Origin of the sequence: Pseudomonas sp. R2-7-07 (genome assembly GCF_003852355.1) — a bacterium.
GTDB lineage: Bacteria > Pseudomonadota > Gammaproteobacteria > Pseudomonadales > Pseudomonadaceae > Aquipseudomonas.
The window spans coordinates 547428-570734 of the sequence record NZ_CP027759.1 but is presented as its reverse complement, the minus strand read 5'-3'; the positions used below and the strand labels follow the sequence as shown (position 1 = coordinate 570734).

General features: G+C 60.9%; 16 protein-coding genes and 1 pseudogene. 8 read left to right on the top strand and 9 right to left on the bottom strand.

The window, feature by feature from the left end:
• Positions 1 to 36: 36 nt before the first annotated feature.
• The 3 genes from C4J86_RS02385 to putP all read right to left on the bottom strand — a co-directional run bounded on the left by C4J86_RS02385 (position 37) and on the right by putP (position 4467).
• Complete coding sequence (locus C4J86_RS02385; protein WP_124369346.1) at positions 37 to 762, bottom strand: DUF4123 domain-containing protein; 726 nt, start codon at positions 760 to 762, stop codon at positions 37 to 39.
• Complete coding sequence (tssI, locus tag C4J86_RS02380) at positions 762 to 2780, bottom strand: type VI secretion system tip protein TssI/VgrG (protein ID WP_124369345.1); 2019 nt, start codon at positions 2778 to 2780, stop codon at positions 762 to 764. Before tssI ends, C4J86_RS02385 begins: the two co-directional genes overlap by 1 nt.
• 202 nt (positions 2781 to 2982) lie before the next feature.
• A complete protein-coding gene (gene putP / locus C4J86_RS02375) occupies positions 2983 to 4467 on the bottom strand; it encodes a sodium/proline symporter PutP (RefSeq protein ID WP_124369344.1) in 1485 nt (494 codons plus the stop codon).
• A 462-nt stretch (positions 4468 to 4929) separates the two neighbouring features.
• On the opposite strand from putP, the gene putA reads away from it, so the two are divergent.
• Positions 4930 to 8880 carry a trifunctional transcriptional regulator/proline dehydrogenase/L-glutamate gamma-semialdehyde dehydrogenase gene (putA, locus tag C4J86_RS02370; protein ID WP_124369343.1) on the top strand — a complete coding sequence of 1317 codons (3951 nt, stop codon included), beginning with the start codon at positions 4930 to 4932 and terminating at the stop codon, positions 8878 to 8880.
• 295 nt (positions 8881 to 9175) lie between these two features.
• Positions 9176 to 10978 carry an acyl-CoA dehydrogenase gene (locus C4J86_RS02365; RefSeq protein ID WP_124369342.1) on the top strand — a complete coding sequence of 601 codons (1803 nt, stop codon included), beginning with the start codon at positions 9176 to 9178 and terminating at the stop codon, positions 10976 to 10978.
• Here C4J86_RS02365 and C4J86_RS02360 read toward each other — a convergent pair.
• Together C4J86_RS02360 and C4J86_RS02355 are read right to left on the bottom strand one after the other, a co-directional pair.
• Positions 10975 to 11265, bottom strand: coding sequence for a cell division protein ZapA (locus tag C4J86_RS02360; RefSeq protein ID WP_057724383.1), 291 nt, complete (start codon positions 11263 to 11265; stop codon positions 10975 to 10977). The two genes, C4J86_RS02365 and C4J86_RS02360, sit on opposite strands and share 4 nt — an antisense overlap.
• Positions 11262 to 11492 carry a hypothetical protein gene (locus C4J86_RS02355; RefSeq protein ID WP_124360957.1) on the bottom strand — a complete coding sequence of 77 codons (231 nt, stop codon included), beginning with the start codon at positions 11490 to 11492 and terminating at the stop codon, positions 11262 to 11264. The genes C4J86_RS02360 and C4J86_RS02355 overlap by 4 nt, the downstream gene beginning before the upstream one ends.
• Positions 11493 to 11716: 224 nt before the next feature.
• Between C4J86_RS02355 and C4J86_RS27300 the strand changes: the two are divergent.
• The 5 genes and pseudogenes from C4J86_RS27300 to selO form a co-directional block, all read left to right on the top strand.
• A pseudogene (locus C4J86_RS27300) lies at positions 11717 to 12541 on the top strand (MCP four helix bundle domain-containing protein); the annotation flags it as partial.
• Positions 12524 to 13396 (top strand): methyl-accepting chemotaxis protein, encoded by an 873-nt coding sequence (locus tag C4J86_RS27295; protein ID WP_371850830.1) that lies wholly within the window; start codon positions 12524 to 12526, stop codon positions 13394 to 13396. The pseudogene C4J86_RS27300 and the gene C4J86_RS27295, both read left to right, overlap by 18 nt.
• Before the next feature lie 227 nt (positions 13397 to 13623).
• Positions 13624 to 15366 (top strand): potassium/proton antiporter, encoded by a 1743-nt coding sequence (locus C4J86_RS02345; protein WP_124369340.1) that lies wholly within the window; start codon positions 13624 to 13626, stop codon positions 15364 to 15366.
• A 49-nt stretch (positions 15367 to 15415) separates the two neighbouring features.
• Positions 15416 to 18793, top strand: coding sequence for a mechanosensitive channel MscK (gene mscK, locus C4J86_RS02340; RefSeq protein WP_124369339.1), 3378 nt, complete (start codon positions 15416 to 15418; stop codon positions 18791 to 18793).
• 48 nt (positions 18794 to 18841) lie between these two features.
• A complete protein-coding gene (gene selO / locus C4J86_RS02335; RefSeq protein ID WP_124369338.1) occupies positions 18842 to 20305 on the top strand; it encodes a protein adenylyltransferase SelO in 1464 nt (487 codons plus the stop codon).
• A gap of 4 nt (positions 20306 to 20309) precedes the next feature.
• Here the strand turns inward: selO and C4J86_RS02330 are convergent, their stop codons facing one another.
• Positions 20310 to 20711 carry a type II toxin-antitoxin system HigA family antitoxin gene (locus C4J86_RS02330; protein WP_124369337.1) on the bottom strand — a complete coding sequence of 134 codons (402 nt, stop codon included), beginning with the start codon at positions 20709 to 20711 and terminating at the stop codon, positions 20310 to 20312.
• Entirely contained in the window at positions 20708 to 21004 is a 297-nt protein-coding gene (locus C4J86_RS02325; protein WP_124369336.1) for a type II toxin-antitoxin system HigB family toxin, read from the bottom strand. Before C4J86_RS02325 ends, C4J86_RS02330 begins: the two co-directional genes overlap by 4 nt.
• 223 nt (positions 21005 to 21227) lie before the next feature.
• On the opposite strand from C4J86_RS02325, the gene trxC reads away from it, so the two are divergent.
• The gene (trxC, locus tag C4J86_RS02320) at positions 21228 to 21662 is read left to right on the top strand and encodes a thioredoxin TrxC (protein ID WP_124369335.1); all 435 of its coding nucleotides are present in this window, start codon (positions 21228 to 21230) and stop codon (positions 21660 to 21662) included.
• A 128-nt stretch (positions 21663 to 21790) separates the two neighbouring features.
• Here trxC and C4J86_RS02315 read toward each other — a convergent pair whose 3' ends face one another.
• Positions 21791 to 22012 carry a DUF6124 family protein gene (locus tag C4J86_RS02315; protein WP_124369334.1) on the bottom strand — a complete coding sequence of 74 codons (222 nt, stop codon included), beginning with the start codon at positions 22010 to 22012 and terminating at the stop codon, positions 21791 to 21793.
• Positions 22013 to 22483: 471 nt separating this feature from the next.
• A complete protein-coding gene (locus C4J86_RS02310; RefSeq protein WP_124369333.1) occupies positions 22484 to 23254 on the bottom strand; it encodes a ParA family protein in 771 nt (256 codons plus the stop codon).
• Positions 23255 to 23307: the final 53 nt, after the last annotated feature.

Below are 23307 nucleotides of genomic sequence, written 5' to 3'. Positions count from 1 at the left end.
CAAAGGTGCAGGGCCGCATGGCGGCTGGTGTTTTTGTTAACTCAACTGCGCAGCGAGGTAATCGGCCAGCGCTGCATGGTTGACTCCCGGCCTGCGCGCGAACCAGGCGAGCTTGTGCTGCAAGGTGGCCGGCGTGAACGCGGCATACACATCAGGACGCTGCTCTTGCAACCATTGCAACAGGTTGTCGACCAGTACCTGCGGCGACCGCTCAGCCAGGTGCCTGAGCAACGGCTCAGGCACTCGCCACCAGGGCCAGGGCTTGGCAGGGGTGATCGGGCCAGTCGCCACCGTCAGCGGCTGACCATTGATCAGATAACGTCCAAACACCGGCAAGACCGTCCCTGCCTCGTCACCCAATTGCTGCCACATCGGCTGAAACTGAGCGCCATCCCAGAAGCGTAGGAACACCGCCTGGTCATTGGGCATAAACACCTTGGTCAAGCTTTGCAGATGGGCAACTACGGTTTCCAACGGGCTGGAGGACACCGCCAGCCAACCCCAATCCACGGCTTGCACAGTGGCGACCCAATCGAGAAATGCGCTGCCCGACTCGACGATGCCCACGTAAGGCATCACCTCATCCCAAGCGTCGTAGGCCGTGCCGGCCCAGATCGCGTGCGGCGCCGGCCCTGCCGTCATGGCTTGCCAGGCGGCAAATGGCTTGGCGTCGCTGGTAGTGCCTAGCACGGCAAAGATTCGCTCACCGGCAAGCAGCGGGAACTGCGCCAGCCAGGTGCTGGGGTCCATGGGCGTCTGCATCAAGGAACACTCCGTGCATGCTCGGGGATACTGCACTGCCCGTCACGGCAGCGTTCGCACTCTTCACAAAAAGGCGCGCTGCGTTTCAGGCTCTCAATCTGCACAGGGCTCAGAGGGAGCGGGACCGCCGCCAGTGCTGCCTCCTTCAAGCCCGGCTTCAAGGGCGCCGCCGCAGGGGCTGGCGCCCCGCCAAGCTGGATCGGCACGCTGCTGAAAATACCGCCCGCCGACAGCGTGATCGACTGCCCTCCCGCCTGAATCGTAACGCTGGCTCCCGCGTCGATAACAATGCTTTGCCCGGCCGCCAACTGAAGGGTGCGACCGGCACGCATGTGCTGAGAACCGCCGACCACCAGGTGGTCATCCTGCTTGAGTTCCGTCAGGCGGTTGCCATGGGTAATGCGCTGCTCTTCGCCCTGCAACTCATGGTGCGATTCGCCGCCCACCCTCACCCGGCGCTGGTTATCGACCTGCACCTGTTGGTCATGCAATACATGCTGGGTCCAGTCGCGCTGAGCGCGCAGGTAGATTTCCTCGGCGCCCTTGCGGTCTTCGATGCGCAGTTCGTTGTAGCCTCCGCCACCAGGGCTGCTCTGGCTGCGAAAAATACTGCGGGTCTTGTCCGCCGGCAGGTCGAGGGGCAAACGATTCGCCGCGTTGGGCAGGCAACCCATGACCAGCGGCATGTCCATGTCGCCATCGACGAAACCCACCAGTACCTCCATGCCGACTCGCGGGATCAGCACCGCCCCATAACGGTCATGGGCCCAGCCGCTCGCCACGCGCAGCCAACAGCTGGAATGATCGTTGTGCTCACCGTCGCGGTCCCAGGCCATCTGCACTTTGACACGACCGTACTCGTCGCAATGGATTTCACTGTCGACAGGCCCGGTGACCACCGCGTTCTGGTAGCTGGATAGGTGCGGCCGGGGCGTGATCAGAGGCGTTCGAAACGGCACATCCCAGGGCGTCACTACAAAATCGTTGCTGTAACCCGCAGGCAAGTCATCCCTATAGGTGTCAGGCGCAGACTCTTCCAACACTTGCGATTGTTGCCCCGTGTGGTGCAACTGGGTAACCAGCCACAGGTCATTCCACTCCTGACGCGGGTGGCCAGCCATCTTCAGAAACCGCCCAGTGCCCAAGGCCGGCTGATCGCTGATGCCGCTGGCTTGGCGAAAGTCGCTGCGATGACGCTCCAACACACGCTGTGCCAGGTACTTGCCATGCGCACGATCGGTAAAGTTTCCAGGGTAACGTTGCTCGTCCAGGGGCAGGTGCTGCCCGCTGGAGGCCGTGCTTTCCAACACCAGGCTGGGCTTTTTGAAGTCGTAGGCCCGCAGGTTCACGCCGGCGGTACGGGTTTTCAGCCGCAGGATGAAGCGCTTTATCGCAGGGGCCTCGGCCACCATCCCGGAACCGGCCAGGTAGGGGGTGACCTGGTCCGGCTGGCCAAACACACTCTGGTCATCGCCAAACACCAACAGGTGACGCTCGGGACTGTGCTGAAAGTGATAGTGAATGCCCGACTCAACGCACAAGCGCTGAATGAACTGCAGATCGGTTTCGTCGAACTGAACACAGTACTCACGCTCGGGATATTTTCCGCTCAGGCGGAACACGAAGGTATCACCCTGAATGTCCTGGGCCTCCAACACCCGAGCAATGATCTGCGGCACGGTTTTCTGCTGAAAGATCCTCTGGTGAGTGCTGTGCTCCAGATAGGCCAACTGCGGCACCAGGGTCATCTGGTAACGGGTAAGCCGCTTGCCCGAATCGCCTTGCGCGACCCGGTAAACTCGGCCATGGATACCGTGGCCCTGAGCGTCAAACCCGAGGAACGCCTGACGGTGCAGCAGGCCATCGAGGTCCAGATCGGGTCGCTCGCTCACCAACTCAAGGTCAAAGCGAAAGGGCAGGCTGATAAATTCGTCGCCCATGAACCCATGAACCTTGAGATCATAAGGCTCCCCGTCCAGGGTCAGGTTAAAGGCACTTTGATTGGCAGGAGCGAACATCCGGTGTTTCTCTGCGAAGGGTGGGTGAGCGATTCTGCCTCAGCCGTTTGCCGAGTCGAGCGCTGTGCCGGCAAATAAGTAACGTCCTACATCGACAGTGCCGAAATCCTGCGCAGGGCTTTTTTTCTTCATAAAAAAAGGCCCAGCATCCATAGGACGTGGGCCTTCTTTTCGAATACCAGGCGATCAACGCCCGGCTGTATTACTTGTTGAGGTTGTAGTCTTTTTCCGCGGCATCAAAGCGCTCGACCATACCAGCCGTCGGTGCACCCATCTTGCTCACGAAGTAGATCGCCAGGCTGGCGAAGATGAAGCCTGGGATGATTTCGTACAGGCCCAGCACTTCGAAGTGCTTCCACACGATTACGGTGATCGCGCCGACCAGGATGCCGGCCAGTGCGCCGTTGCGGGTCATGTTTTTCCAGATCACCGAGATCAGCACCACAGGCCCGAACGCGGCGCCGAAACCGGCCCAGGCGTAGCTGACCAGGCCCAGTACGCGGTTTTCCGGGTTGGCGGCCATGGCGATGGCGATCAAGGCTACCGCCAGCACCATCAGGCGACCGACCCACACCAGCTCAAGCTGGGACGCGCCCTTGCGCAGGAATGCCTTGTAGAAGTCTTCGGTCAGGGCGCTGGAGCACACCAGCAATTGGCAGCTCAGGGTACTCATGACAGCCGCCAGGATGGCCGACAGCAATACACCGGCAATCCATGGGTTGAACAGAATCTTGGCCAGTTCGATAAACACGCGCTCAGGGTTTTCGGTCACGGGACCGGCCACCTCAGGATGCGCCGAGAAGTAAGCGATGCCGAAGAAGCCCACCGCCACGGTGCCGCCCAGGCACAGGATCATCCAGGTCATGGAGATGCGACGCGCATTGGCAATCGACTTCACCGAATCCGCCGCCATGAACCGCGCGAGGATGTGCGGCTGGCCGAAGTAACCCAGACCCCAGCCCATCAGCGAGATAACGCCGATAAAGGTGGTGTTTTTCAGCATGTCGAAGCTGGTCGGGTCCTTGGCTTCGATGGCCAGGAAGGTGGTGTCCACGCCGCCGGTCGCCAGCAGTACGATGATCGGCGTCAGGATCAACGCGAAGATCATCAGTGTGGCTTGCACGGTATCGGTCCAGCTGACCGCCAGGAAACCGCCAACAAAGGTGTAGGCAATGGTCGCTGCGGCACCGGCCCACAGCGCAGTCTCGTAGGACATGCCGAAGGTGCTTTCGAACAGGCGGGCACCGGCCACGATGCCGGAGGCGCAGTAAATGGTGAAGAACACCAGGATCACCACAGCGGAGATGATCCGCAGCAGCCCGCTTTTATCTTCGAAGCGGCTGGAGAAGTAATCCGGCAGGGTCAGGGCGTCGCCGTTGTGTTCGGTCTGCACGCGCAGGCGGCCGGCCACGAACAGCCAGTTGAGGTAGGCACCGACGATCAGGCCGATAGCAATCCAGCTTTCCGACAAGCCCGACATGTAGATTGCGCCAGGCAGGCCCATCAACAACCAGCCGCTCATATCGGAAGCGCCGGCGGACAAAGCGGTCACCACGCTACCGAGGCTGCGGCCGCCCAGGATGTAATCGGAAAGGTTATTGGTGGAGCGATAGGCCATCAAGCCGATCAGTACCATTGCTGCGATGTAGATCACGAACGTGATCAGGGTGGGATTACTAACGCTCATAGAAGTGACGCCCTGGCTTTGTTTTTATGTAGCGACGGTCAATCAGCCCGCTACCGGTGGTTAACCGGGTAAACGATGCTGCCTGCCGCGCATTTATGACTGGCGTTTCCCCAGGAAAGCCGCCAGCCGATGAACCGACCTGTGGAAGTGGTTGCACCTTGGTGCGCGAATGCTATTCAACAAAGCAAATAAGGTGCAACCAGTTTCTCGCGAATAAGTTGCACCTACGCGGTTTTAAGGACAAACACCGGGTTTTTGCTCCTTTTCGGAGCAAGAACAGTCAACCTCAGAAGCAAATGCACCAACAAGAAGTTGATTCGAGAGAAGGCCGGAATTTTTCCGATCAACCGTCGGAAATTTCCTGAATAAAAAGGGTTGCACCCGGTTGCACCTCTTCATGGGCGAGGCTAATCTTGCCGCCAGCAGATGCCACTCGGTAGTGGCACCCATGAGGATAAGAAAATGGCTACGACCACCCTTGGGGTCAAACTCGACGACCCGACCCGCGAGCGCCTGAAGGCCGCCGCGTCCTCCATTGATCGCACGCCGCACTGGCTGATCAAACAGGCAATTTTCAATTACCTGGAGAAACTCGAGGGTGGCGCAACCCTTTCCGAGCTCAACGGTTCGGGCAGCAAGGATGCCGACGACGCCGGCGAAGTCCAGCATGACCACGCCCACCAGTGCTTCCTTGAGTTCGCCGAGAGCATCCTGCCGCAATCGGTACTGCGCGCCTCGATCACCGCCGCTTACCGTCGCCCCGAGCCGGAAGTGGTGCCGATGCTGATCGAGCAGGCGCGCCTGCCGGTAGAGATGGCCGAAGCCACCAACAAGCTGGCCGCCACGATTGCCGAAAAATTGCGCAACCAGAAAAGCGCTGGCGGCCGTGCCGGTATCGTTCAGGGCCTGCTGCAGGAATTTTCCCTGTCGTCCCAGGAAGGCGTGGCGCTGATGTGCCTGGCCGAAGCGCTGCTGCGCATCCCCGACAAAGGCACGCGCGATGCGCTGATTCGCGACAAGATCAGCACCGGCAACTGGCACCCCCACCTGGGCAACAGCCCGTCGCTGTTCGTCAATGCTGCTACCTGGGGCCTGCTGTTGACCGGCAAACTGGTCGCGACCCATAACGAAGCAGGCTTGACCTCGTCCCTGAGCCGCATCATCGGCAAAAGCGGCGAGCCGATGATCCGCAAGGGCGTCGACATGGCCATGCGCCTGATGGGTGAACAGTTCGTCACCGGCGAGACCATCGCCGAAGCCCTGGCCAACGCGAGCAAGTTCGAAGCCAAGGGTTTCCGCTATTCCTACGACATGCTCGGGGAAGCCGCCCTCACCGAACACGACGCCCAGAAGTACCTGGCTTCGTACGAACAAGCCATTCACTCCATCGGCAAAGCGTCCCACGGCCGTGGGATCTATGAAGGCCCAGGCATCTCCATCAAGCTCTCCGCCCTGCACCCGCGTTACAGCCGCGCGCAGTACGAGCGGGTGATGGACGAACTGTACCCGCGCCTGTTGTCGCTGACCCTGTTGGCCAAGCAATACGACATCGGCCTGAACATCGATGCCGAAGAAGCCGACCGCCTCGAGTTGTCCCTGGACCTGCTCGAGCGCCTGTGCTTCGAGCCGCAACTGACCGGCTGGAACGGTATCGGTTTCGTGATCCAGGCCTACCAGAAGCGTTGCCCCTACGTGATCGACTACGTCATCGACCTGGCCCGCCGCAGCCGCCACCGCCTGATGATCCGCCTGGTCAAAGGCGCGTACTGGGACAGCGAAATCAAGCGCGCCCAGGTCGAGGGCCTGGAAGGCTACCCGGTGTACACCCGCAAGGTGTACACCGACGTTTCCTACATTGCCTGCGCACGCAAACTGCTGTCGGTGCCGGAAGCCATCTACCCGCAGTTCGCCACGCACAACGCCCATACGTTGTCGGCCATCTATCACATTGCCGGTCAGAACTATTACCCCGGCCAGTACGAGTTCCAATGCCTGCACGGCATGGGCGAACCGCTGTACGAACAAGTGGTGGGCAAAGTTTCCGAAGGCAAGCTGAACCGTCCGTGCCGTGTGTACGCACCGGTCGGCACTCACGAAACACTGCTGGCGTACCTGGTACGTCGCCTGCTGGAAAACGGTGCGAACACCTCGTTCGTCAACCGCATCGCCGATCACTCCATCTCGATTCAGGAGCTGGTGGCCGATCCAGTGGCGAACATCGAGCAGATGGCGACGGTGGAAGGCGGCTTCGGCCTGCCGCACCCGCGTATCCCGCTGCCGCGTGACCTGTACGGCAGCGACCGCGCCAACTCGGCCGGTATCGACCTGGCCAACGAGCATCGCCTGGCATCGCTGTCCTGCGCCCTGCTGGCCACCGCTCACAACAACTGGAAAGCCGCGCCGATGCTCGGTTGCGCCGCCAGCGAACAACCGGCTGCAGCGGTGCTGAACCCGTCCGACGTGCGCGATGTGGTCGGTCACGTTCAGGAGGCCACCGTCGAAGACGTCGACAATGCCATCCAGTGCGCCATCAGCGCCGCGCCGATCTGGCAGGCCACCCCGCCCGCCGAACGCGCCGCGATCCTGGAGCGCGCCGCCGACCTGATGGAAGGCGAGATTCAGCCATTGATGGGCCTGCTGGCCCGTGAAGCCGGCAAGACCTTCGCCAACGCCATCGCTGAAGTGCGCGAAGCCGTGGACTTCCTGCGCTACTACGCGGTGCAGGCGCGTAATGATTTCACCAACGACGCCCACCGCCCGTTGGGTCCGGTGGTGTGCATCAGCCCCTGGAACTTCCCGCTGGCGATCTTCAGCGGCCAGGTGGCGGCGGCATTGGCTGCCGGTAACCCGGTGCTGGCCAAACCCGCCGAACAAACCCCGTTGGTCGCCGCCCAGGCCGTGCGCATCCTGCTCGAAGCCGGCATCCCGCAAGGCGTGCTGCAATTGCTGCCGGGCCAGGGCGAGAGCGTCGGTGCCCGCCTGGTCGGTGATGATCGCGTCAAAGGCGTGATGTTCACCGGCTCCACCGAGGTTGCACGCTTACTGCAACGCAGTGTCGCCGGTCGCCTGGATGCCCAGGGCCGTCCGATTCCGCTGATCGCCGAAACCGGCGGCCAGAACGCGATGATCGTGGATTCCTCGGCGCTCACCGAACAAGTGGTGATTGACGTGGTGTCGTCGGCTTTCGACAGCGCCGGCCAACGTTGCTCGGCGCTGCGCGTGTTGTGCCTGCAGGAAGATTCGGCAGACCGCGTCATCGAAATGCTCAAGGGCGCCATGGCGGAATGCCGCCTGGGCAACCCGGAACGCCTGTCGGTAGATATCGGCCCGGTGATCGACGCCGAAGCCAAGGCTGGCATCGAGAAGCACATCCAGGCCATGCGCGACAAAGGCCGCAACGTTTACCAGGTGGCGATTGCCGACGGCGAAGAGATCAAGCGTGGCACCTTCGTGATGCCCACCCTGATCGAGCTGGAAAGCTTCGACGAACTGCAACGCGAAATCTTCGGCCCGGTGCTGCACGTGGTGCGCTACAAGCGCAAAGAGATCGACCAGCTCATCGGCCAGATCAATGCCTCCGGCTACGGCCTGACCCTGGGCGTGCACACCCGCATCGACGAGACCATCGCCAAGGTGATCGACAACGTCAATGCCGGTAACGTCTACGTCAACCGAAACATCGTGGGTGCCGTTGTGGGCGTGCAGCCGTTCGGCGGCGAAGGCCTGTCGGGTACCGGCCCGAAAGCCGGTGGCCCGCTGTACCTGTACCGCCTGCTGTCGACTCGTCCTACCGATGCGATCGAGCAATCCTTCGTACGTGGCGACGCATTGACCGCACCGGACCTGCGCCTGCGCGACGCCATGAGCCAACCGCTGACCGCGTTGAAAACCTGGGCCGACAGCCACAACTTCAGCGAACTGAGCGCCCTGTGCAGCCAATTCGCCGCCCAGTCGCAAAGCGGTATCACTCGCCAACTGGCCGGCCCGACCGGCGAGCGCAACAGCTATGCGATCCTGCCGCGTGAACACGTGCTGTGCCTGGCGGAAGTGGAAGGTGACCTGCTGACCCAACTCGCTGCGGTATTGGCGGTAGGCGGTTCTGCGGTATGGCCGGAAACCGAACTGACCAAGGCCGTGTTCCCACGCCTGCCGAAAGATATTCAGGCGAAGATCAAGCGCGTGGCCGACTGGACCAAGGACGTGGTGTTCGACGCTGTCCTGCATCACGGTGATTCCGACCAGCTGCGTGCGGTGTGCCAGCAAGTGGCGCAGCGCGGTGGGGCGATTGTTGGGGTGCATGGTTTGTCCCAGGGCGAGACATCCATTGCCCTGGAGCGGTTGGTGATCGAGCGGGCGTTGAGCGTTAACACGGCTGCTGCCGGCGGCAATGCCAGCCTGATGACCATCGGTTAAACGCGGTAAAAAAAATGTGGGAGGGGGCTGATCGTTCCCACGCTCCGCGTGGGAATGCAGCTCAAGGATGCTCTGCGTCCAGAAGCGTGACGCGGAGCGTCAAGAGAGGCGTTTCCACGCAGAGCGTGGGAACGATCTTAAATACACTGCTATCGGGGGCAAGCCCCCTCCCACATTTGATTGCATTTCAATTCCCTCTCTCCGAGTTCTGCTCGTCCATCACCCAGATCAATCTTGCTATCCAGCCTCTATTCGCGCACTTAGACTCACGGCAATTCCTCAAAGGTAAGCCGCCATGTCCGAGACGCTGCTCAGTTCCCGCAATCTGGCTTTCGAGCTGTATGAAGTCCTCGATGCCGAGGGCCTGACCCAGCGCGAGCGGTTTGCCGAGCACAATCGCGAAACCTTCGACGCCGCCATCAGCACAGCGCGCAACATTGCCGAAAAGTACTTCGCGCCTCACAACCGCAAGAACGACGAGAACGAACCGCGCTACGAAGACGGTAAGGCGATTCTGATTCCGGAAGTGAAACCGGCGGTGGATGCTTTCCTGGAAGCCGGTTTCCTCAATGCCGCCCGCAGCTTCGAGGCCGGCGGCATGCAGTTGCCGACCCTGCTGTCCCAAGCCTGCTTCGCTCACTTCCAATCCGCCAACGCGGCATCAACGTCCTACCCGTTCCTGACCATGGGCGCCGCCAACCTGATCGAAAGTTTCGGCACCGAGGAGCAGAAACAACGCTTCCTGCAACCGATGATCGAAGGCCGCTTCTTCGGCACCATGGCCTTGACCGAGCCGCACGCTGGCTCATCCCTGTCGGATATTCGTACCCGCGCGGAGCCTGCGGCTGACGGCAGCTATCGGCTGAAGGGCAACAAGATCTTCATCTCCGGCGGCGACCATCCGCTGTCGGAAAACATCGTGCATATGGTGCTGGCCAAGCTGCCCGATGCACCGGCCGGGGTGAAGGGCATTTCGTTGTTTATCGTGCCCAAATTCCTGGTCAACGCTGACGGCAGCCTGGGCGAGCGCAACGATGTACTGCTGGCCGGGCTGTTTCACAAGATGGGCTGGCGCGGCACGACGTCTACAGCACTCAATTTTGGCGATAACGGCAACTGTGTCGGCTATCTGGTGGGCAAACCGCACCAGGGCCTGAGTTGCATGTTCCAGATGATGAACGAGGCACGGATCGGCGTCGGCATGGGCGCGGTGATGCTCGGTTACGCGGGCTATCTCTACTCGTTGGAATACGCCCGCGAACGTCCGCAAGGCCGCCTGCCGGACAGCAAAGACCCGAGCACCGCGCCGGTATCGATCATCCAGCACGCCGATATCAAACGTATGCTGCTGACCCAAAAAGCCTACGTGGAAGGCGCCTTCGACCTGGGCCTGTACGCCGCACGCCTGTTCGACGACACCACCACCCTGCCAAGCGAAACCGAACGCAAACAAGCCCACGAGTTGCTGGACCTGCTGACCCCCATCGTCAAATCCTGGCCGTCGGAGTTCTGCCTCAAGGCCAACGAACTGGCGATCCAGATTCTCGGCGGCCATGGCTATACCCGCGAGTACCCGGTCGAGCAGTATTACCGCGATAACCGCCTGAATCCGATCCACGAAGGCACCCATGGCATCCAGTCCCTGGACCTGCTTGGGCGTAAGTTGGCGCAGAACGGCGGGGCCGGCCTCAAGCAATTGATTCGACTGATCGCCGAGACAGGTGCTCGGGCGCAGCCATACCCATCGCTCACCGCACTAAGGGAACCGCTGGAGCAATTGGTCAACCGCCTGCAAAGCGTGACTCTCGGCCTGCTGAGCGATCTCGCCCAGGGCAAGGTCAACAGCAGCCTGGCGAACTCGGCGCTGTACCTGAAAGTGTTCGGGCACACGGTAATTGGCTGGCGCTGGCTGGAACAGGCGATTCGCGCCGAAGAAGGTCTGGCCAAGGGCAATGCGGCCGATGTGGCCTTCTATAAAGGCAAGCTCCAGGCCGCCCGGTACTTCCTGACCTGGGAAGTACCAAGCTGCCATCATGAACTGGCGATTCTGGAGGCACGCGACGATACGTGCCTGGGGATGCAGGATGCGTGGTTCTAAGGCTGGATCGCCTTGGAAATCACTTCGACCGTGGCGCTGACTTGCTCTTGGTAACGGTCGAGTTCCTGTTGATGGGCCTGCTGCATTTCGATCTGCTCGGCGCACAGGTTCAGCGCGGCCAATACCAATAATTTGTCACCAATCAGGGTCGGGTACTTTTTCTTGGTCGTGGCCAGGGAAGCCTTGAGCATGGTCACGGCGTGCATCAGGGTCTGGTCTTCCCCGGCCGGCGCCTTGATCGAGTAATCCTCACCGAGAATCGAAACGACCTTTATCCCTTCATTCATGCGCTGACAGGCCCTGCGCTCACACGCTCAACCAGTGCCTGGATGCGGGCGGCGGTGGCGCCATGCTTTTCTTCCTGTTCCATCAGGTTCAGTTGCAGGCTGTCGTTTTCGTCCTTGGCCTGGGCCAGCTGCGCCTTGAGGGATTCGTTGCTGCTCAGCAGGTCCTGGTTCTGCTGTACCAGGTCGTTGACCAGTTGTTCCAGTTGGCTGAGGGATGCTTCTAACATTTTGATTTCTCGGGCTTTTTAAAAGGGCGGTGACGATAAAGAAAATTCACCTCGGATGCCAGGGTTATCCCCGGCGCGCAGCCCGATGTTCAAGGGCCGGGCCGCGCTTTCGAGCCTTAGTGACTGCAATTACCCGATCTGGTTCCTGAATCCGTGCAACCCCCGGTCAGCTGCGACAAAAGCGCGCGCCCCCCTTAAGACTTTAGTCGCAGGGCCGATACGCGATGCACACCCCGTCTCATGGCCGCATGGATCGCGCTTCTCCCCAGGATTCCAGCATGTCTCTTCGTAATATGAATATCGCCCCGAGGGCTTTCCTCGGCTTCGCGTTTATCGGCGCGTTGATGTTGTTTCTCGGCGTGTTCGCCCTGAACCAGATGAGCAAGATCCGTGCTGCCACCGAAGACATCACCCTGTCCAGCGTGCCAAGCATCCGCGCCCTCGACGAATTCACCCAGCTGACCTTGCGCCTGCGCGTGTTGTCGTACCGCTTGCTCACCAACCGCGAGCCGGAGGTACAGCAAAAGACCCTGGAAGCCTTCGACGTGCGCAACCAGCAGATCCGCACCGCCCAGGGCGTGTATGAAAAGCTGATCGAGAGCCGCGAAGAACGAACGACCTACGATGAATACGTGCGATTGCTGGCCCAGTACCATCAGATCGAAGAGCGCATGAAAAGCCTGTCCCGGGCCAACCAGGTCGACGAATTACGCGCCCTGCTCAACACTGAACTGCTGAACAACTCCGAGCAGGTCAATGCGGTGCTCAGCCGCCTGCTGGAAATCAACAACAGCATGGCCCTGGACACCAACCAGCAAGCCAAAGACCAGTACGACCTGGCCTTCAACATGGTCGTGAGCCTGCTGGTGATCGCCACCGCGCTGACCCTGTTGTTCGCCTGGCTGCTGACCCGCAGCATCACCGTGCCGATTTCACAAGCGCTGGAAGCGGCCGAAGAAGTGGCCGAAGGCAACCTCACGCGCCCGATCAAAGTCGACGGCAACGATGAGGCCGGCCGCCTGCTCGCCGCCATGGCCAAGATGCAGGACAAACTGCGCGACACCCTGCAACGTATCGCCGGCTCCGCCACGCAGCTGGCGTCGGCCGCCGAAGAGCTCAACGCCGTCACCGACGAAAGCGCGCGTGGCCTGACCCAGCAGAACAATGAGATCGAACAGGCCGCCACCGCCGTGAACGAGATGACCAGTGCGGTCGAGGAAGTCGCCCGTAATGCCGTGAGCACCTCTGAAGCCTCGCGCAACGCCACCACCTCGGCCGGTGATGGCCGTGACCTGGTACAGGAAACCGTCAGCGCCATCGAACGCATGAGCGGCGACGTGCAAGCCACCGCCACCTTGATCGGTGAGTTGGCCAATGAATCCCGCGATATCGGCAAAGTGCTGGACGTGATCCGTGGCCTGGCCGACCAGACCAACCTGCTGGCCCTCAACGCGGCCATCGAAGCGGCGCGGGCCGGTGAGGCCGGGCGTGGTTTTGCGGTAGTGGCGGACGAGGTCAGGGCGCTAGCCCATCGTACCCAGCAGTCCACCAGCGAGATCGAGCGCATGATCGGCAGCATCCAGGCCGGCACCGAGCATGCGGTGGATTCGATGCGCAACAGCACTGAGCGCGCCGAATCCACGCTGAACATCGCCAAGGGCGCAGGGATGTCGCTGGATACCATCAACACGGCAATTGTCGAGATCAACGAGCGCAACCTGGTGATAGCCAGTGCGGCGGAAGAACAGGCGCAGGTCGCGCGGGAAGTCGACCGTAACCTGGTGAATATCCGCGATCTGTCGGTGCAATCGGCGACAGGTGCGAGCCAGACCAGCGCGGCGAGCAGCGAGTTGTCGCGCCTGGCAGTGGACCTCAACGGCATGGTGGGCCGCTTCCGGCTGTAAAAATGTGGGAGGGGGCTTGATCGTTCCCACGCTCCGCGTGGGAATGCCTCAGGTGACGCTTTGCGTCACGACGTCAAGAGCGGACGCGCAGCGTCCAATGAGGCGTTCCCACGCAAAGCGTGGGAACGATCTTTTGACAGCGCAGCAATTCAACAGGTTAGAATCCCTGGCACGCAGACTGCATGGTCAGTTTGCGCCCTGTCTTTCCCTGCTCTGGAGTACTGCCTTTGAATGCGACGACCATCAACAGCCTGTTCTTGATCGGCGCGTTGCTGGTGAGTGCGAGCATTCTGGTGAGTTCTCTGTCGTCGCGCCTGGGCATCCCGATCCTGGTGATCATCCTGGCCGTGGGCATGATCGCCGGCGTCGATGGCGGCGGCATCATCTTCGATAACTACCCGACCGCCTACCTGGTGGGCAACCTGGCGCTGGCCGTGATCCTGCTCGACGGCGGTTTGCGCACGCGGGTGGCGAGTTTCCGCGTGGCACTCTGGCCTGCGTTGTCCCTGGCCACGGTGGGCGTGTTGATCACCACCGGCCTCACTGGCATGGCCGCGGCCTGGCTGTTCGACCTCAACATCGTGCAGGGCTTGCTGATCGGCGCCATCGTCGGCTCCACCGACGCCGCAGCCGTGTTCTCGCTGCTGGGCGGCAAGGGCCTGAACGAACGGGTGACCGCCAGCCTGGAAATCGAATCCGGCAGCAACGACCCGATGGCGGTGTTCCTCACCGTGACCTTGATCGACATGCTCGCCAGCGGCCAGACCGGCCTGCATTGGAGCCTGCTGACCCACCTGGTCCGCGAGTTCGGCATCGGCGGCCTGGTCGGCCTGGGCGGCGGCTGGCTGATGCTGCAGATGGTCAACCGCATCAACCTGGCCACAGGCCTGTACCCGATCCTGGTGATCGCCGGCGGCCTGTTCGTCTTCGCGCTGACCAACGCCTTGCACGGCAGTGGCTTTCTCGCCGTGTACCTGTGCGGGCTGGTGATCGGCAACCGTCCGGTGCGCAGCCGTCATGGCATCCTGCATATGCTCGACGGCATGGCCTGGCTGGCGCAGATCGGCATGTTCCTGGTGCTGGGCCTGCTGGTCACGCCCCATGACTTGCTGCCGATCGCCCTGCCGGCACTGGGCCTGGCACTGTGGATGATCCTGTTTGCACGGCCGCTGTCGGTGATGGTCGGCCTGTTGCCTTTCAAGGCGTTCCACGGCCGGGAAAAAGCCTTTATCGCCTGGGTCGGCCTGCGCGGCGCGGTGCCGATCATCCTCGCGGTGTTCCCGCTGATGGCCGGCCTGCCCCATGCCCAGCTGTATTTCAACCTGGCGTTCTTTATCGTGCTGGTGTCGCTGCTGGTGCAGGGCACCAGCCTGCCGTGGGTGGCCAAGTTGCTGAAAGTCACCGTACCGCCAGACCCGGCGCCGATTTCTCGCGCGGCCCTGGAAGTGCACGTCACCAGCGAGTGGGAGCTGTTCGTCTACCGCCTGGGCGCAGAGAAATGGTGCATCGGCGCCGCCCTGCGCGAGTTGAAAATGCCCGAGGGCACGCGGATCGCGGCGCTGTTCCGTGGCCAGCAATTGCTCCACCCGTCGGGTAGTACGGTGCTGGAAGTCGATGATTTGCTCTGCGTCATCGGCCATGAACATAACCTGCCGGCCCTGGGCAAACTGTTCAGCCAGGCCCCACAACGCGGCCTCGACCTGCGCTTCTTCGGCGACTTCGTACTCGAAGGCGACGCCCAGCTCGGCGCGGTGTCGGCCTTGTACGGGCTCAAGCTCGAGGGTATCGACCCGGACATGCCGTTGAGCCGCTTCATCACCCAGAAAGTCGGCGGCGCGCCGGTGGTGGGCGACCAGGTGGAATGGAACAACACCATCTGGACCGTCGCGGTCATGGACGGGAACAAGATTGGCAAAGTCGGCGTCAGATTCCCCGAAGGAAGTCGCCCGGGCCCCGGTCTCTTCCTCTAAACTGCGGGGCCACAACGCCCCGATTCTTCATCTAGCTCGACCGGTCTCTATGCCAACCCTGCGCACTTTTCTCGCCACTGCCCTGCTGGGCCTGACTCTTTGTGTCGGCACCGTTCACGCGGCCGACCCACCCAGCGCCGACGCCGTCCAGCAAACCCTGGACAAACTGCCCGACCGCAAGCTGCCCGACGCCGACATGAAGGCGTTGCAGGGCATCCTGCAACAGACCCTGACTTACCTGGCTAACAAGCAGGAATACGAGCAGCGCCTGGCAGACCTGAAGCGCCAGCTGGAAGATGCCCCGCGCCAGACGACGGACAACCAGCGCGAGCTGACTCGGCTCAAGGCCACCAAAATCATCCCGGTGGCCCAACGCTACGCCAGCCTGCCCGTGCCGCAGCTTGAACAATTGCTGGTGCAACGCACCACCCAGCAAGGTGATTTGCAAAAAGAGCTGGCCGACGCCAATAGCCTGACCATCGCCGCCCAAACCCGCCCCGAGCGCGCCCAGACCGAGATCAGCAGCAGCCAGACGCGCATCCAGCAGATCAATGCGACCCTCAAGACCGGCAAAGACAACGGCAAAGCCCTCAGCGCCGACCAGCGCAACCAGCTCAACGCCGAACTCGCCGCCCTGAATGCGCTGATCCCCCTGCGCCGCCAGGAACTGGCCGGCAACAGCCAGTTGCAAGACCTGGGCAACAGCCAGCACGACCTGATCCAGGAAAAAACCGCGCGCCTGGAGCAGGAAATCCAGGACCTGCAAACCCTGATCAACCAGAAACGCCTGGCCCAGTCCCAGCAGACGGTGACCCAACAGTCCATCGAAGCGCAGAAAGCCGGCGGCAGCAGCCTGCTGGCCACGGAAAGCGCGGCCAACCTGAAGCTCTCCGACTACTTGCTCAAGAGCACCGACCGCCTCAACGACCTGACCCAGAAAAACCTGCAGACCAAGCAGCAACTGGACACCGTCACCCAAAGCGATTCGGCGCTGGACGAGCAGATCAACGTGCTCAAGGGCAGCCTGCTGCTGTCCAAGATCCTCTACAAGCAGAAACAGGCGCTGCCACGCTTGACTGTCGACCGTGACCTGGCCGACGACATCGCCAACATTCGCCTGTACCAGTTCGAGGTCAACCAGCAGCGCGAGCTGATCAGCTCGCCCAGCGCGTATGTGGATAACCTGCTGGCCAACCAGCCGCCGGACGAGGTCACCCCGCAATTGCGTCGCACCCTGCTGGAACTGGCAATTACCCGCAGCGACCTGCTGGAGCGCCTGAGCCGTGAACTGAGCGCGCTGCTCAACGAATCCATCACCCTGCAACTGAACCAGAAACAACTGCTGAGCACCGCCACCACCCTGCGCGCCACGCTCGATGAACAGATGTTCTGGATCCCGAGTAACAAGCCGCTGGACACCGAGTGGCTGGAAACCGTACCGGCGCACCTGAGCAAGCAAATCACCACCCTGCCCTGGGCCTCCAGCGTCAGCGAACTGTATGACGGCCTGACCCAGCGCCCGTGGCTGTTCCTGCCACTGCTGCTGTTGATCGGCGCGCTGCTGTGGCGGCGCAAGGCGCTGTATCAGCGCCTCAACAAAGTTCACCTGGACATCGGTCACTTCAAGCGCGACAGCCAGTGGCACACGCCGCAGGCGATCCTGATCAATATCCTGCTGGCGATGCCGGTGTCCCTGGGCCTGGCGCTGTGCGGCTATGCGTTGCAGATCGACGCCCGTGGGCAAAACGCCAACCTGGGCTCGGCTTTGTTGCAGATCGCCCAGGCGTGGCTGGTGTTCTACACCGCTTACCGCATCCTGGCGCCCGGCGGCGTGGCCGAGTTGCACTTTCGCTGGGAAAAACCCCAGGTCGAATTCCTGCAAGGCTGGGTACGCAAGCTCGGGCTGGTGGTACTGGCCCTGGTGGCCGTGGTCGCCATCGCCGAGCACCAACCGGCGGCGCTTGCCGAAGATGTGCTGGGCATCGCCGTGGTCCTCACCTGCTATGCCTTGATGGCGTGGTTGCTCAGTCGCCTGCTGCTGAACAGCCCCACCCATGAAAAAGCCTCGCTGTTTCGCAAGACGATCGGGCTGGTCTTCACCGCCCTGCCCGTCGCATTGTTTATTGCCGTGTGCTTTGGCTACTACTACACCGCACTGAAACTCAGCGACCGCTTGATCAACACCCTGTACCTGCTGATGTTCTGGCTGGTAATCGAAGCCACCTTCGTGCGCTGGCTGAGCGTTGCCGCCCGACGCCTGGCCTATGCGCGCGCCCTGGCCAAACGCCAGGCCGCCAAGGAAGCCGGTGAAGGCGAAGCGGTGGTGGAAGAGCCCACCCTGGACATCGAAAAGGTCAACGAGCAATCCTTGCGCCTGATCCGCCTGGCCTTGCTCGGGGGCTTTATCGCAGCCCTGTACTGGGTCTGGTCGGACCTGATCTCGGTATTTTCCTACCTCGATAACGTCACGCTGTACGAATACACCAGCGGCACCGGCTCGAATATCAGCATGGTGCCGATCAGCATCGGCGACATGCTCGGCGCGCTGATCATCATCGGTATCACCTTCGCCCTGGCACGCAACCTGCCCGGTCTACTCGAAGTATTGGTGCTGTCCAAATTGGAGCTCGCACAAGGCAGCGCCTATGCCACCACGACGCTGCTGTCCTATGTGATTGCCGGCGTAGGTTTTGTCTCCACCTTGTCCACCCTGGGCGTGAGCTGGGACAAGTTGCAATGGTTGGTGGCCGCGCTGTCGGTCGGCCTGGGCTTCGGCATGCAGGAAATCTTCGCCAACTTCATCTCCGGCATCATGATCCTGTTCGAACGCCCCGTGCGCATCGGCGACACCATCACCATCGGCAACCTGTCGGGCACGGTGAGCAAGATCCGCATTCGCGCCACCACCATCACCGATTTCGACAACAAGGACATCATTGTCCCGAACAAGACCTTCATTACCGGGCAACTGATCAACTGGTCGTTGACCGACACCATCACTCGGGTCACCTTGAAACTGGGCGTGGACTACGGCTCCGACCTGGATCTGGTGAAGGAATTGTTACTCAAGGCCGCCAAGGAAAACCCACGGGTACTGAAAGAGCCCGAGCCCCACGTGTATTTCCTCAACTTCGGCGAAAGCACCCTCGACCACGAGCTGCGCATGCATGTGCGCGACCTGGGCGACCGCAACCCTGTGCTGGACGAGGTCAACCGCTTTATCAACCGTGAGTTCAAGAAACAGCACATCAACATCTCGTTCCGACAGATGGAGGTGTACCTGAAAAACATGCAAGGCCAGGAATACAAACTGGTCCCGGTGGAAGACGAGCGCAAGACCATCGTCGCGCCCGAGCAGGACACCCCCGAGCCGCCCGCCGGAAAGGTCGCAGACGCGCCTGAACCACCGCCGAGCAAACTCGACTAACGAATTACCCCCAGCAAAACGCTGGGGGCATCCTGCTGGAGATGGCCGGTGAAAGCCCTCGACGAACTGACCTTCGACAACCGCTTCGCACGCCTGGGCGATGCGTTCTCAACCCATGTGCTGCCCGAGCCCCTGGACGAGCCGCGCCTGGTGGTGGCGAGCAACGCCGCCATGGCCCTGCTCGATCTCGACCCGGCCACGGCCGAAACGCCCGTGTTTGCCGAACTGTTCGGCGGCCACAAGCTGTGGGCCGAAGCTGAACCGCGGGCGATGGTCTATTCCGGGCACCAGTTCGGCGGCTACACCCCGCAACTGGGCGATGGCCGAGGGTTGCTGCTGGGCGAGGTGTATAACCAGGCCGGCGAGCATTGGGACCTGCACCTCAAGGGCGCCGGCATGACGCCCTACTCGCGGATGGGCGACGGGCGTGCGGTATTGCGCTCCTCGATCCGTGAGTTCCTCGCCTCCGAAGCCCTCCATGCATTGGGCATCCCCAGCAGTCGCGCCTTGTGCGTGATCGGCTCCAGTACACCGGTATGGCGTGAAAAACAGGAACGCGGGGCGATGGTGTTGCGCCTGGCGCCCAGCCATATCCGCTTCGGGCATTTCGAATATTTCTATTACACCAAGCAGCCCGAACAGCAGGCCGAGCTGGCTGAACACGTATTGAACCTGCACTTCCCCGAGTGCCGCGAGCAGCCGGAGCCTTACCTGGCGATGTTCCGTGAAATCGTCGAACGCAATGCCGAGATGATCGCCAAATGGCAGGCGTATGGCTTCTGCCATGGCGTGATGAACACCGACAATATGTCGATCCTGGGCATCACCTTCGACTTCGGGCCGTTTGCGTTTCTGGATGACTTCGATGCGCACTTCATCTGCAACCATTCCGATCATGAGGGGCGTTATTCCTTCAGCAATCAGGTGCCGATCGGGCAGTGGAACCTCAGCGCGCTGGCCCAGGCGCTGACGCCGTTTATCAGCGTTGACGCCCTCAAAGAAGCCCTTGGCCTGTACCTGCCGCTGTATCAAGCGCACTACCTGGACCTGATGCGTCGCCGGCTGGGGCTGACGACCGCCGAAGACGACGACCAGCAGCTGGTGGAACGCTTGCTCAAGCTGATGCAGAACAGCGGCGTGGACTACACGCTGTTTTTCCGACGTCTTGGCGATGAGTCGGCAGCCTTGGCAGTCACGCGGCTACGCGATGACTTTGTCGACCTGGCCGGTTTCGATGCCTGGGCCGACCTGTACAAGGCCCGTGTTGCCCGGGACGGGGACGACAGCGAGGCACAGCGCCGTGAACGCATGCATGCCGTGAACCCGCTGTACATCCTGCGCAACTACCTCGCCCAAAACGCCATCGCCGCTGCCGAGTCAGGCGATTACAGCGAAGTGCGACGGCTGCATGAGGTGCTGACCAAGCCGTTTGAAGAACAAGCGGGGATGGAGCAGTACGCACAACGGCCGCCGGATTGGGGCAAGCATTTGGAGATTAGTTGTTCGTCTTGACCTCTTAGATAAAGGTCTCCACAGACACCCCGAAACGCTCGGCCAGCCAACGAATCTGGCGGACGTTGAGCTGGCGTTTCCCGCTCAATATTTCCGAGACGACTGATTGCGCGCCAACGCCCGGAAGGTCGCTCTGGGTGAGATCGTGCTCGCGCATCATGTAGCGCAGCACATCGACGCCGCTGGCGACGGGCATTGGACGATGCTCACGATCATAAGCTTCGATCCAGTCGCTCAGAATGTCGACCAGGCTCATCAGCGGGCTGTCCTCATCTTCACCCACCAGGCTCAATAGTTCATCCAAACCGCACACCAGTGCGTCGTAGTCTGCCTCGTTTTCCGGCTTGCGCAGCACAGGCGAAACGAACTGCCAGTGCTCTGCCGCCACTCGCATAAGTGCGCTCATCTGATTTTTTCCTTCCATTTGTCCTTCTCATAATCGCGATGGTCAAGCAGGTGCTTGATGTAAACGCGCTGCATTCGATACTGCACCGACGCAATCAACCTCAGCTTGTTACCGCCAATATCAAACACATGAAATTCACCTACCTTGTCCGTGGCAGGAAACATGGTTTTCATTGCGGCGAAGTCCTTGGGGGCGTTGCGTTTGATCACGCGATACCACTGATCCAACGCTGTTGCCGAGCGCGGCCATTTTCCCTTTGCTTCCCAGATCCTGCTTTCACTGATGACTCGCATGCAACGTCCTTATCGCATCTTGCTATGGAGGTTAAACCTGAATTCGAACTATCGCAATTTGCTATAGCCGCAAACAGACCGGTGGCGCACACCAGGAAGCCTAGACAGACGATTCACCGCAGCGCGGGTAAAACTGTGAGCGAATGAGACGCTGCACCCAGCCTTGATAAATCTCCGCTCCAGCACCACATACAACCTATTGGCCAGTCCCCAGGAGCCTCCGATGTCCGAACCTCTCGTAATCCCTTGCCCACATTGCAACGGCCTCAACCGCATCCCCGGCGAACGCCTGGGTGATGCGCCGAAATGTGGGCGCTGCAAGCAGCCTGTGTTGTTGCGCAAACCCTTTGAATTGAAACAAGGCGACTACGCCAGCCAGATCAAGGGTGACCTGCCGTTGCTGGTGGATGTGTGGGCGGATTGGTGCGGGCCGTGCAAGTCGTTTGCGCCGGTATTTGAACAGGCCGCCGGTCAGCTGGAAGGCAAGTGCCGGCTGGCCAAGCTGGACAGCGAGGCCAATCAGCAGTTGTCGGCGCAGTTGGGGATTCGCTCGATTCCCAGTTTGATTCTGTTCAAGAATGGCCGCGAAGTAGCACGCCAGAGTGGGGCGTTTCCGTTGCCGCAATTGATGAGTTGGTTGCGTAGTCAGGGCGTTTAACCCGATCAGGAAAGCACCACAGGACAGTGTGGGAGGGGGCTTGCTCCCGATAGCGGTGGGTCAGTGACACTTAAGTGCCTGACACTCTGCCATCAGGAGCAAGCCCCCTCCCACATTTTGACCGCGTTTCAGCCTTGGACCAGTGGGGCTTGGCGGTCCATCATTTGGCTGACCAGCATGACGCCAAGCTCACTCAATTGATGGATAGCCAAGGCCACATCGCGGTGTTCGCCGGTGAGGTCGTTGGATAGATTGAGCAATAAGGTGCGGACTGAGGCGAAGGTTTCGTAGCTGTTGAGCACGAGGGTTTCGGTGGGCAGGTTGGGTGTAACGGTATAGAGGTTAACCATGAATCGTCTCCGGGTAGAAGCCGCAACCAACCCGCTACTAAACGGAGGGTGGCAGCTGTACGCAGGTTAGTAGACCGGGGAGACTCAACCGGCGCGCCCGAAAGCGCCCTCCGTACAGCCACCATCAAATTCAGGAGAGTCCTGACCGACGATTTACCGTACGTCTCACCACGGGCTACTAAACCCGATCACTGAACATTCAGCGACCGGCAAACCTTAGAGATGCCCATCCAGACGCACAAGCCGGCGGATTCTGGCGTAGCTGTAGGCAACGACACAAGACCCAATCCCTTGCGCCAGACCCTTCCTACAGACCATGTGGGAAAAATCCAAATACCCCTGCTCGATCGCTATCCAAAATGTGGGAGGGGGCTTGCTCCCGATAGCGGTGGGTCAGTGACACTTAAGTGCCTGACACACCGCTATCGGGAGCAAGCCCCCTCCCACATTGGGTCTATGCAGCCCTTAAGATCAGGCGCTTTCCAGCAGGTTATGCAGTTCCACAAACTGCAGCGTCAGCTTATGCCGTGGGTCCAGATGGATCAGCGGCTTGCTCTCCTGGTGCGACTCGCGCATGCGCACGGAGCTGGCCAGGTACACCGGCAATACCGGCAAGCCTTCGGCAATCAGTTCATTGAGGATCTGCTGCGGCAGGCTCGCCCGGGCCTGGAACTGGTTGACCACAATGCCTTCGACTTCCAGGCCTTCGTTGTGGTCTTCCTTCAATTCTTCGATTTCAGCCAACAGGCCATACAAGGCCTGGCGCGAGAAGCTGTCGCAATCAAAGGGAATCAGCACACGATCAGCGGCAATCAGCGCCGACACCGCATAGAAATTCAACGCTGGCGGCGTATCCAGGTAAATGCGGTCGTAATCCTCGCTCAGCTCGTCCAACAGCTTTCGCAGCTTGTTGATCTTGTGCTTGGCCTCAAGCTTGGGCTGCAGGTCTGCCAGTTCCGGAGTGGCCGTGATGACGTGCAGGTTGTCGAACGGCGTTTCGTAGATATCCACCTTGTTTTTCTTCGAAAATGGCCCGGAAGACAGGGTTTGCTTGAAAAAGTCGGCGATCCCCATGGGGATATCGTCGCCAGTCAGCCCGGTGAGGTACTGGGTGGAGTTGGCCTGTGCATCGAGGTACACCAACAGGGTTCGATAACCTTCGCTGGCGCTGACCGCCGCCAGGTTGCAGGCGATGCTGGACTTGCCCACGCCGCCTTTCTGATTGAACACCACGCGCCGCATGGGAAAACCTCCGTGTATCAATGAATGACCGAGTGTAGAGCGCAAAAGCGCCG